The organism is Vibrio crassostreae, assembly GCF_041439375.1.
Lineage (GTDB): Bacteria > Pseudomonadota > Gammaproteobacteria > Enterobacterales > Vibrionaceae > Vibrio > Vibrio crassostreae_D.
In genome coordinates this window covers 49163-60235 of sequence record NZ_JBGONY010000013.1, presented here as the reverse complement: position 1 = coordinate 60235, position 11073 = coordinate 49163, and the positions used below count along the sequence as shown (strand labels likewise).

At 45.9% G+C, this 11073-nt stretch carries 8 protein-coding genes; 5 read left to right on the top strand and 3 right to left on the bottom strand.

Annotation, left to right across the window (positions count from 1 at the left end; genetic code table 11):
* The first annotated feature begins 33 nt into the window (after positions 1-33).
* Together ACED45_RS08035 and tldD are read left to right on the top strand one after the other, a co-directional pair.
* A complete protein-coding gene (locus ACED45_RS08035; protein WP_108020401.1) occupies positions 34-846 on the top strand; it encodes a carbon-nitrogen hydrolase family protein in 813 nt (270 codons plus the stop codon).
* A 19-nt stretch (positions 847-865) separates the two neighbouring features.
* Positions 866-2311 (top strand): metalloprotease TldD, encoded by a 1446-nt coding sequence (gene tldD / locus ACED45_RS08030; RefSeq protein WP_008220563.1) that lies wholly within the window; start codon positions 866-868, stop codon positions 2309-2311.
* A gap of 106 nt (positions 2312-2417) precedes the next feature.
* Here tldD and ACED45_RS08025 read toward each other — a convergent pair whose 3' ends face one another.
* On the bottom strand, positions 2418-3797 hold the full coding sequence (locus tag ACED45_RS08025) for a PhoH family protein (protein ID WP_048657967.1): 1380 nt from the start codon (positions 3795-3797) through the stop codon (positions 2418-2420).
* 466 nt (positions 3798-4263) lie between these two features.
* Between ACED45_RS08025 and rapA the strand changes: the two genes are divergently transcribed.
* Positions 4264-7173 carry an RNA polymerase-associated protein RapA gene (rapA, locus tag ACED45_RS08020; protein ID WP_048657968.1) on the top strand — a complete coding sequence of 970 codons (2910 nt, stop codon included), beginning with the start codon at positions 4264-4266 and terminating at the stop codon, positions 7171-7173.
* Between the two features lie 110 nt (positions 7174-7283).
* On the opposite strand, the gene ACED45_RS08015 is transcribed toward rapA, so the two are convergent.
* On the bottom strand, positions 7284-8561 hold the full coding sequence (locus ACED45_RS08015) for an NRAMP family divalent metal transporter (RefSeq protein WP_102530529.1): 1278 nt from the start codon (positions 8559-8561) through the stop codon (positions 7284-7286).
* Positions 8562-8719: 158 nt separating this feature from the next.
* Here ACED45_RS08015 and ACED45_RS08010 point away from each other — a divergent pair, with 158 nt between their 5' ends.
* Both ACED45_RS08010 and ACED45_RS08005 read left to right on the top strand, forming a co-directional pair.
* The gene (locus tag ACED45_RS08010; protein WP_102530528.1) at positions 8720-9454 is read left to right on the top strand and encodes a pseudouridine synthase; all 735 of its coding nucleotides are present in this window, start codon (positions 8720-8722) and stop codon (positions 9452-9454) included.
* A gap of 34 nt (positions 9455-9488) precedes the next feature.
* Complete coding sequence (locus ACED45_RS08005) at positions 9489-10451, top strand: D-2-hydroxyacid dehydrogenase (protein WP_102530527.1); 963 nt, start codon at positions 9489-9491, stop codon at positions 10449-10451.
* Positions 10452-10555: 104 nt separating this feature from the next.
* On the opposite strand, the gene ACED45_RS08000 is transcribed toward ACED45_RS08005, so the two are convergent.
* Positions 10556-10993, bottom strand: coding sequence for a universal stress protein (locus ACED45_RS08000; protein ID WP_010434405.1), 438 nt, complete (start codon positions 10991-10993; stop codon positions 10556-10558).
* Between the last annotated feature and the right edge of the window lie 80 nt (positions 10994-11073).

The window sequence follows — 11073 nt, the reverse complement described above, 5'->3', positions numbered from 1 at the left end:
TTCTGAATCATAATGAATGGAGGAGCGATACACATGGATTGTGTTGGGTTGATTCAAATGACATCTGGCCCTAGCCCTGAATTGAACTTTGAGTACCTTGTTCAAGAGGTAGCAAAGTGCAAAGAGTTAGGGGCGAAGTGGGTTGTGTGCCCTGAAAACGCGTTAGTCTTTGGCAGTAAAGCTGACTATCACCAGTATGCAGAGCCTCTAAATGATGGCCCACTGCAAAAGAAAATCTCTGAGCTAGCAAAGCTTCACCGAATTTGGATCGTTATTGGTAGTATGCCGATAAGCACAGCTAAAGGCGTGACTACCACAACCTTGGTGATTGACGATTTTGGCAGTTTAGTGGCTCATTACGACAAGCTACACATGTTTGACGTAGATGTCGCCGATGCCCATAAGTGCTATCGAGAGTCGGATATTTTCACACCGGGTGACCAAGTTGTGACAGCGGAAACGCCTTTTGGTCGCTTAGGTTTGAGTATTTGTTATGATGTGCGCTTTCCACACTTATATTCCGAGTTACGGAAACAAGGTGCGCAAATCATGGTTGTTCCGGCAGCATTTACTGCAGTAACCGGACAGGCGCATTGGGAAGCACTATTAAGATGCCGTGCGATCGAAACACAATCGTGGATCGTTGCGGTAGGACAAGGCGGCAAACATCCTTGTCAAAGAGAAACATGGGGACACTCTATGGTGGTTGATCCCTGGGGAAGAGTGGTCGCACAGTTAGATCAAGAACCTAAAAGTATGGTGGTTGAGATAGATACGTCCAGTTGCGAATCAATCAGGCAAAATATGCCCATCGCGCAACACTCTCGATTTACCAATCAATTTTAATTACAAACAAGAGCCATCTATGAGTATTAATCAAATTGAAGAAGCGCTACTGAACCCAACAGGGCTTACGGAGCAAAATATCGCAGATACATTGGCGAGCATTGCTACCCGCCAAATTGATTATGCTGATATCTACTTTCAGTCTAGCTGGCACGAATCTTTGGTGCTAGAAGATAGCATTATTAAAGACGGCTCTTTCAATATCGATTGCGGTGTTGGTGTTCGTGCAGTATCTGGCGAAAAGACCGGTTTTGCTTACTCTGACCAAATCCAATTGGATGGTCTTAAACAGAGCGCAATTGCGGCTCGTGGTATCGCGAAGCAAGGTCAAAACGGCAAGGTTCAAGCGTTTAAACGCAACTCTAACCAAACTTACTATGATGCAGTTAACCCGCTAGCGAGCTGGGAAAAACAGCAGAAAACGGAACTACTGAAATCATTGGATGCTTACATTCGTACGAAAGAGCCTATGGTGACTGAGGTATCTGTGAGCCTAAGCGGTGTACATGAGCAGATGCTGGTTGCTGCGACTGATGGAACTTACGCTGGCGATATTCGTCCGCTGGTTCGTCTATCAATCAGTGTACTTGCTCAGAAAGGTGATCGCCGTGAACGTGGTAGTGCTGGTGGCGGTGGTCGTTTTGGTTACGACTTTTTCCTAAGCGATGACAAAGGCACTCAGGTTGCTTACCAATTTGCGGATGAAGCGATTCGCCAAGCGCTTGTTAACCTTGAAGCAGTTGCTGCGCCTGCTGGTGCAATGCCTGTGGTTCTTGGTTCTGGTTGGCCGGGCGTTCTTCTACACGAAGCCGTAGGCCACGGTTTAGAAGGCGACTTTAACCGTAAAGAGTCTTCAGTATTCTCTGGTAAAGTTGGCGAGCAAGTCACTTCAAGCCTATGTACGATTGTCGATGACGGTACATTGACTGATCTTCGTGGTTCATTGAACGTCGATGATGAAGGTGTCAATGGTCAGTACAATACGTTAATCGAAAACGGCATCTTAAAAGGTTACATGCAAGATAAGCTGAACGCTCGCCTAATGGGTGTAGCACCGACAGGTAATGGTCGTCGTGAGTCTTACGCGCATCTTCCAATGCCACGTATGACGAATACATACATGCTACCGGGCGAACACACGCCGGAAGAGATCATCGCAACGGTTGAGAAGGGTATCTACGCACCGAACTTCGGCGGCGGTCAGGTGGATATTACATCAGGTAAGTTTGTATTCTCAGCTTCTGAAGCGTACATGATTGAAAACGGCAAGATCACTCACCCAGTGAAAGGCGCGACGCTAATCGGTTCTGGTATTGAAGCAATGCAGCAGGTGTCTATGGTCGGTAACGACCTAAGTATCGACCGTGGTGTTGGTGTGTGTGGTAAGGCTGGTCAAAGTGTACCAGTGGGTGTTGGTCAACCAACATTGAAGCTAGACTCGCTAACTGTTGGTGGTACTGAGTAACTCAGGTTAGCCTCAACAAGTCTGTTTAAAAAATTAATTGAAAAGCGCCTCCAATGTGAGGCGCTTTTTGTTTTTATATTACTGATTCAGTAAGCGTATAGAGTCACTACATGTTCTCTTCTGCAAACTCAGCCAGTCGGCTTCGCACTACACCATTGAGGTGGATGTTGGCACTGCCTTCGAAGTTTTTAAAACGCTCGACCATGTAGGTTAAGCCAGAGGTCACAGGGGTTAGGTAAGAAGAATCTATCTGCGCTAGGTTTCCAGAACAGATAATCTTAGTACCTTCGCCACAACGGGTGATGATGGTTTTGATTTGTGAAGCGGTGAGGTTCTGACACTCATCGAGAAGTACAAACGCATTCTGAATTGAACGTCCGCGCATGAAGTTAATCGATTTAAACTGGATATTGGCTTTGTCACAGATGTACTTCATCGACCCTTCGGTACAATGGTCGTTCTTGTGCAGCGCTTCCAGTGTATCGGTCACTGCGGCTAACCAAGGCAACATCTTCTCTTCCTCAGTACCAGGAAGGAAACCTATCGACTCACCTATATCAGGTGTGTTTCGGGTTACGATGATCTTATCGAACTGCTTACGTTCAATGGTTTGCTCAAGTGCAGCAGCCATGGCGAGCAGCGTTTTACCACTCCCTGCCGCACCAGTTAGGATCACCAGGTCAATATCAGGGTCGAGCAGGGCATCAATCGCCATTCCTTGGTAAATGTTTTTTGGCGTGATGTCCCAAGCTCTTCGGTTCATTAAGCGTTCACGGCTTAAGTCCCTGAGTGTGATGGTTTCGGTATCAATCTCTTCAACTCTTGCTGCAAAGTCGCTCTCTTCATCAATCACATATTGGTTGAGGAAGGTCGGCTCAAAAGGCGCTCTAGCTAAGGTGTGCAGTGTCTTTCCACCTAAACTTCTGCTCTCGACATTGTCGATACCATCCCAAAATGATCCTTCGAGCTGTTGAAAGCCTTTAGTGAGATATTGAATATCATCAATCAGTTGGTCTGTTTGATAGTCTTCAACAAAGCGAACACCAGCGCCTTTGGCTCGTAAGCGCATGTTGATGTCTTTGGTGATGAGAACCACTTCGCGTGGCGCGCGTTTGTTTTGAAGGTAGAGTACAGCGTTGAGGATTCGGTTATCGCCTGCCTTGTCGTCGGCAAAGGCTTTGATGCTTTCTTGAAGTTCGTAATCGGCGAGTATTGAAATACTGCCTGAGGCTTTAATGTCTTTGGTGAAAGGGATACCTTCCGATATTTGGTCTGGTGTAGCTTCCCTGAATAGATCTTCGAGAGTTCGTATCGCAATTCTCGCATCTCGGGCAACGTCTCTCTTACTGTCTTTGATTCTGTCTAGTTCTTCTAGCACTGTCATGGGGATAACGACATCGTGCTCTTGGAAAGAAAATATAGCGAAGGGTTCGTGAAGTAGGATATTGGTGTCTAAAACAAATAGCTTCCGGTTGGTCTCGCCCATAGCATCTCCTTGCCGACGTGCGGCTTGCCTTGCATTCATTGAACGTAGATAAAGCTCATATAAAGATTAGTATCTGATTCTGGTGATAGTCAACTACTCACCTAAACTTCATCTAGAGGAATACCACCATATCGTTGTAGATGACTATGGCGTATTCGTTTGAGAGCAGCAATCTGCTACCTATAGATTAACCATGATTTTTTGACAGTTTGATTGCACTGGCGAAAACAGAAAAAAAGCACGAAATCATCTCCTTTAGGCGTGACCTAAATCACAGCATCGAGTAAGATTAGCGACCTTTTTCTGCACCATTTTCTTGAGATATTTATTATCTAGAGCGCACTTAAAAAGTGGCTGCAAACTAGGCATTTTTGGCTATATTTTTAGTTCAGGAGCGAGAACGTTCTTGTTTGAAACTGCAGTTAAAAAGACCAAATTCCAACTATAAGATTGAGGTAGTCGATTCATGACATTTGCTTTGGGGCAACGCTGGATAAGCGATACGGAGAGCGATTTAGGTTTAGGTACCGTTGTAGCAATGGATGCTCGCACAGTGACACTAATGTTTGCAGCGTCAGAAGAAAACCGTGTTTATGCACGTACTGATGCTCCCGTAACCCGAGTAACGTTTAATGTAGGCGATGTCATCGAATGCCAAGAAGGTTGGTCTCTGTCTGTCGAAGAAGTTATCGAAGACAAAGGACTGCTAACCTACTTAGGTACTCGCGAAGATACCCAAGAAACAGAAGTCACTCTGCGTGAAATCTTCTTAAGTAACCAGATCCGCTTTAACAAGCCACAAGATAAACTGTACGCAGGTCAAATCGACCGTATGGATAACTTCGTGTTGCGTTACCGCGCGTTGAGTAACCAGTACCAACAACACAAGAGCCCTATGCGTGGCTTGTGTGGTATGCGTGCTGGCTTGATCCCTCACCAGCTATACATCGCTCATGAAGTGGGCCGTCGTCACGCTCCGCGCGTTTTACTGGCTGATGAAGTTGGCCTAGGTAAAACCATCGAAGCGGGCATGATCATCCACCAACAGGTGTTGTCTGGCCGTGCTGAACGAATTCTGATTGTGGTTCCTGAAACTCTACAGCACCAATGGTTAGTAGAGATGATGCGCCGTTTCAATCTGCACTTCTCTATCTTCGATGAAGAGCGTTGTATTGAAGCGTTTGCTGAATCGGACAACCCATTTGATACCCAGCAGTACGTTCTGTGTTCTTTGGATTTCCTACGTAAGAGCCGTAAGCGCTACGAGCAAGCACTTGAAGGCGAGTGGGACTTGCTGGTTGTCGATGAAGCGCATCACCTTGAGTGGAGCCAAGACAAACCAAGCCGCGAATACCAGGTGGTTGAAGGCTTAGCGGAAAATACGTCTGGTGTGCTACTACTAACAGCAACGCCTGAACAACTAGGTCGTGAGAGTCACTTTGCACGTCTGCGTCTGCTTGATCCTGACCGCTTCTACGATTACGAAGCATTCGTTGAAGAAGAAGACCAATACGCACCGGTTGCTGATGCTGTTACTGCATTGTTCTCTGGTGTGAAGCTTGAAAACAGCGCGAAGAATCAGATTACTGAACTGCTTTCTGAGCAAGATGTAGAGCCGCTGTTCCGTGTTATCGAAGGTGATAGTAGCGAAGAAGAGCAAGCGTTAGCTCGCCAAGAATTAATTGATAACCTTATGGACCGCCATGGTACTGGCCGTGTTCTATTTAGAAACACGCGAGCTGCAATCAAAGGCTTCCCTAAGCGTAATGTAAACCTACTGCCTATGGAGATTCCAACGCAGTACACAACCTCAATGCGTGTATCTGGCATGATCGGTGGCAAGATGGCTCCCGAAGCTCGTGCTATGAAGATGCTGTACCCAGAAGAGATCTTCCAAGAGTTTGAAGGTGAAGACTCAAGCTGGTGGCAGTTCGATTCACGTGTTAACTGGTTGATTGAAAAAATCCAAGACAAGCGTAGTGAAAAGATCCTAGTGATCGCATCACGTGCAAGTACGGCGCTTCAACTAGAGCAAGCACTGCGTGAGCGTGAAGGTGTGCGTGCAACCGTATTCCACGAAGGCATGTCGATTCTAGAGCGTGATAAAGCCGCGGCTTACTTTGCTCAAGAAGAGGGCGGAGCTCAGGTTCTTATCTGTAGCGAAATCGGCTCTGAAGGTCGTAACTTCCAGTTCGCGAACCAGCTAGTAATGTTCGATCTTCCGTTCAACCCAGACTTGCTTGAACAACGTATTGGTCGTTTGGACCGTATCGGTCAGCTGCGTGACATCGACATCCATGTCCCTTACTTAAAAGGCACGTCACAGGCGATTCTTGCGCGTTGGTTTGATGAGGGTCTAAATGCATTTGCAGAGACATGTCCAACTGGTCGCACAGTTTACGACAAGTACTCAGATGTTCTTATCGAAATGCTGGCTTCTGGTAATACAGAGCAGCTTGATGAAGTGATTGAAGAGTCTGCCAAGCTAAATCAAAGCCTAAAAGCGGATCTAGAAAAAGGCCGCGATCGCCTATTAGAGATGCACTCAAACGGCGGCGACAAAGCACACGAAATCGCAGAGAAGATTGCATCAACTGATGGCGATACTAACCTAGTAACGTTTGCACTGAGCTTGTTCGACACGATTGGTTTGAACCAAGACGACAAGGGTGAAAATGCGCTAGTCGTGACACCATCTGAGCACATGATGGTACCAAGCTACCCTGGCTTACCATACGAAGGCGCAACCATCACGTTCGATCGTGATACAGCCCTTTCTCGTGAAGACATGAACTTCATCAGCTGGGAGCACCCAATGATTCAAGGCGGTATTGATCTGCTACTGAGTGAAGGTGTGGGTGCATCAGCGGTATCATTGCTGAAAAACAAAGCGCTGCCAGTGGGTACTATCCTGCTTGAGTTGGTTTACCTTGTGGATGCGCAAGCACCGAAACGCAGCGGTATCAGTCAGTTCCTGCCTAAGACACCAATTCGTTTGATGATGGATGGCCGTGGTAACGATCTATCTGCTCAGGTTGAATTTGATAGCTTTAACCGTCAGCTAAGCCCTGTAAACCGTCACTTAGCGAGCAAACTAGTGAACTCGGTACAAGGCGAGATTCACAAGCTAATCGAAGCGGGTGAGACGCATGTACTGCCGAAGGTTGAAGAAGTTCGTCAGCAAGCTCAGAAAGATATGCAAACTAACTTGAACGGTGAACTAGAGCGTCTACAAGCGCTTAAAGCGGTGAACCCGAATATTCGTGATGAAGAGCTTGAGGTTATCGAAGCTCAAATCAATGAACTGACAGGTTACATCAGCAAAGCTCAGGTTCAGCTAGATTCATTACGCTTGATTGTGGTTTCTCACAACTAGTTTGAATTAGCGAAATGCTTCAACGAAATAAGGCCTTCATTACGAAGGCCTTATTGTTATCTAGCGTTTGAAAGATGTACTGGTTGTTGAAAGGTGTATTGACTGAGGAATTACATCAACCACTTCCACCAAACAAATACCGCTAGGAAACCAAATAGGTAAACCAGACCCGCTACAGACAACCATTTTAGTTTGGTGCCAATCGCTAGAGCTTCAGGAAGCTTGGCTTTGTTTACCAAAATGAAGTTAAGCAGAGCGAAGAACGGTGTCGTTGCAAACGCAAGTACCATCGCAAAATCCAACATTGGCATCAGCGCAGCACTAAAGAACATCACAATCGCCAAGGCCGCGATAGAGACAATGATGATCCAGCCTTGCAGCATGCGTGGGCTCGACTCTTTTTTAAATAATAGTCGCTGTGATTCAGCAAGTACGCGTGAGTAGCCATCGATAACGGTAATGGTGCTGCCAAAGATACAGAAGAAAGCGACGATGGCGATCAGTGGACGAGACCATTCACCAATCGTAGAAGCATAAATACCGACTAACTGGTGAGTAAAGCCAACACCAGAGCGAGACAGTTCAACCCCCGAGCCGTGAAGTACCAGAGCGCCTAACGCAACGAACACTAGTGCAAGTAGTGCAGTACCAATGTAGCCAACATTGAAATCGAATAGCGCTGATTGAGCCGTGACTTCTTGTTTCTCTTTTTGGCTCTTTAGCCACATAGAGGTGATGCTGGATATCTCGATAGGCGCAGGCATCCAACCCATAGTCACCACGATAAAGCCAATAGCAGCCAATGACCAAGGCGACGGTGGAACAAAAGCAGCATCAGGTTCGACTGGAGAGCCTATAGCAATGGCGACTGCAGCTAGGGTTGTGATGGTCAGGATCGCCATGATCGCTTTGGACAGCGTATCAAGTGCGCGATAATGGCCAGCAAACAGAATGATCAAGCAGGTCGCTAAAACGATCATGCACAATGTGCTGGTGGCCAATTCGAAAGGAATAAAGTAACTGAGTAGGCTTGCACTAAATAACAGTAGTGCTGCAGTATTTACCACGGCGGAAATTGCGCTCAATATCGAAAAGATTACAAGGTAAGGTCTGCCAAGGTTAGAGTAACCTTCAACCAAGCTTTGTCCTGTGCCAAGAGTATATTGGATACCGGCTCTAAAGAATGGGTATTTAAATATGTTTACCAGGATAATAAGTGCGGCGAGCTGCCAGCCATAAATCGCACCAGCTTTGGTCGAGGCAACTAAATGTGAGCCACCTACAGCTGCTGCGGCCATCATAATGCCTGGGCCAAGAGACTTGATTAAACTTGATAGGGGAGCAGAGGTTTGTGTTTTTTCGGTGGTTGTTTTAACCGTACTTTCCATCATTTTTCCTTTGATGCTGACTTCTTATTTTCCGTTACCTTATCAATACCATGTTTCGTAACTTCGTCAACTTTTATGTACAAAAATGTTGAAAATTGTATTTAATAATAAACAAATTAACCGTAAATTATTTATTAACCAGTAATATAGAGGCTTCAATGGCGTTAGAGCTGTACACACCACCACGTGAACCGTGGATCGACATTGTCTATCAAGATGACGATATTCTTGTGGTGAACAAGCCAGCAGGCCTACTTTCAGTGCCGGGAAGATTGCCAGAGCATTACGACAGTATGTGGAGTCGGTTGGTTGAGGAGTTTGCTGATATTCAGGTCGTGCATCGCTTGGATATGTCGACATCGGGCTTGATGTTGTTAGCTAAACATAAGCAGGCTGAGCGGCATTTGAAGAAGCAGTTCCAATATCGACTGACACATAAGCTCTATTACGCACGAGTGTGGGGGGCAGTAGAAGAAAAAGAAGGGCTTATTGATCTGCCACTCATCTGTGATTGGCCGAATCGCCCTAGGCAGAAAGTGTGTTTTGATGATGGCAAGCCATCACAGACTCGTTATGTGGTAGAGCAAGAAGAGACTCAAACCACTTTGTTGAAGTTACTGCCGATTACCGGTCGCTCTCATCAGTTGCGTGTGCATTGTATGGAAATAGGGACGCCCATTGTTGGCGACGAGTTTTATGCAACGCCTGAAGCTTTTGAGTATAGCGATAGATTAGCTTTACATGCGTGTGAACTGAGCTTCTATCATCCGGAGAACAACCAACTGTTCAAAGCCTTTGTTCCTTGTGAGTTTTACCCTCAAGCGTCACCACAAATTGAACAGCACTTTGAAATTGCGCCAGAGCTTCCAGACTACAGAAAGCTAAAAGCTTAGAATGGTGTCATCAATACCAATTCAAGGACGTACAATGCCGAAGTTGAAAGTGGTCTTTCTTGACCGGGCTACCATCCCATCTCAAATCAATTTAAAACCTCTTAGCTTTGAACATGAATGGATTGAGTTTGATTTTACTGCTCCAGAGCTCGTTGCTGAGCGCGTTGCGGGAGCAGATGTTGTTATCACCAATAAGGTTGTGCTCAACGCTGATAATTTAGCTCAAGCGCAACAACTCAAGTTGATCGCTGTTTCTGCTACAGGTGTCAACAATGTTGATGTGGAATACTGCAAGGGCAGTAATATCGCAGTGGCTAATGTGCAAGGCTATGCGACTCAGTCGGTACCTGAACATGTGATTGCTATGCTGTTTACGTTAAAGCGAAATCTTGTTGGCTACCATCAAGACATTGAAGCCGGGGAGTGGCAGAAGGGTAAGCAGTTCTGTTTCTTTACTCATCCGATTCAAGACGTGGCGGGTAGCACATTAGGCTTAATGGGCAGTGGCAGCTTAGGGCAAGCAACCGCAATATTAGCCAAAGCAATTGGTATGAAAGTTATTTTTGCTGAGCGCAAAGGGGCTGACTCTTGTCGAGAAGGCTACCTACCTTTTGAAACTGTTTTAAAGCAAGCGGATGTGATCAGCCTGCATTGCCCTTTGACTGATGCGACTCGCAACCTGATTTCAGAGCGAGAGCTCGCGATGATGAAACCGAGTGCAGTCTTAATCAATGCAGGGCGCGGTGGATTAGTTGATGAGCAAGCCTTAGTTGAGGCTTTGAAAAAACATGAGATTGCAGGCGCAGGTATGGATGTATTCACACAAGAGCCTGCAGACAATTCGAATCCACTCTTGGCTAACAGTCACTTACCTAATTTACTGCTAACGCCTCATGTTGCATGGGGCAGTGATAGCTCAATTCAAAAGCTGTCGGATATCTTAATGGACAACATAGATGGCTTTGTCGCAGGTAATCCGCAAAACTTAGTGCGTTGATTCTTGAGATCTTTATTACGATTGGTATTAAGCGAGTAGAGTTCAAAACAAAAAAGGTTGGCTTTTGGGCCAACCTTTTTAGATCGTTATGTCGATTAAGTGATTTAGCCTTGCGGCTTAACTACCAATACATTGATTGGTGAGTTCTGTACCACTTTGCTTGCAACAGAACCAAGAACCACTTTGTCGATTTTCGAACGCTTATGGCTAGGCATCACAATAAGGTCGGCGCCAAGCTTTTCTGCGTAATCAAGAATCGTCGTGTAAGTTTTACCTTCAGCTACGTGAACCTTATACACCACTTCATCGTCGATGTGTTTGTCGGCAAACTCTTTCAGCTGATTTTTAACATCAAGCTTCATTTGGTTCGCCGCATCTTTCGGGAAGTAAGACGCCACCATCGACATGTGAATGCCCGGTAGTACGTTCAGAATGTGGATTTCAGCATTGCTGTGTTTCGCGTGCCATACCGCTAGCTCGACTGCTTTATCAGAAAAGCCTTTGTCGTTAAGATCAACGGGAACAAGGATTTGTCTATACATGTATTCGTCTCTTTTTGAGCAGCGCTTAGCACATACCAAACGCTGTAATTATCTTTTCCATGTAGTAAAAAAGCCAAATA

Bases quoted from the DNA above. Each gene is read 5' to 3' on its own strand.
- ACED45_RS08005 (WP_102530527.1), top strand. From the start codon at position 9,489: ATGCCGAAGTTGAAAGTGGTCTTTCTTGACCGGGCTACCATCCCATCT.
- ACED45_RS08000 (WP_010434405.1), bottom strand. From the start codon at position 10,993: ATGTATAGACAAATCCTTGTTCCCGTTGATCTTAACGACAAAGGCTTT.
- rapA (WP_048657968.1), top strand. From the start codon at position 4,264: ATGACATTTGCTTTGGGGCAACGCTGGATAAGCGATACGGAGAGCGAT.
- tldD (WP_008220563.1), top strand. From the start codon at position 866: ATGAGTATTAATCAAATTGAAGAAGCGCTACTGAACCCAACAGGGCTT.
- ACED45_RS08035 (WP_108020401.1), top strand. From the start codon at position 34: ATGGATTGTGTTGGGTTGATTCAAATGACATCTGGCCCTAGCCCTGAA.
- ACED45_RS08015 (WP_102530529.1), bottom strand. From the start codon at position 8,561: ATGGAAAGTACGGTTAAAACAACCACCGAAAAAACACAAACCTCTGCT.
- ACED45_RS08010 (WP_102530528.1), top strand. From the start codon at position 8,720: ATGGCGTTAGAGCTGTACACACCACCACGTGAACCGTGGATCGACATT.
- ACED45_RS08025 (WP_048657967.1), bottom strand. From the start codon at position 3,797: ATGGGCGAGACCAACCGGAAGCTATTTGTTTTAGACACCAATATCCTA.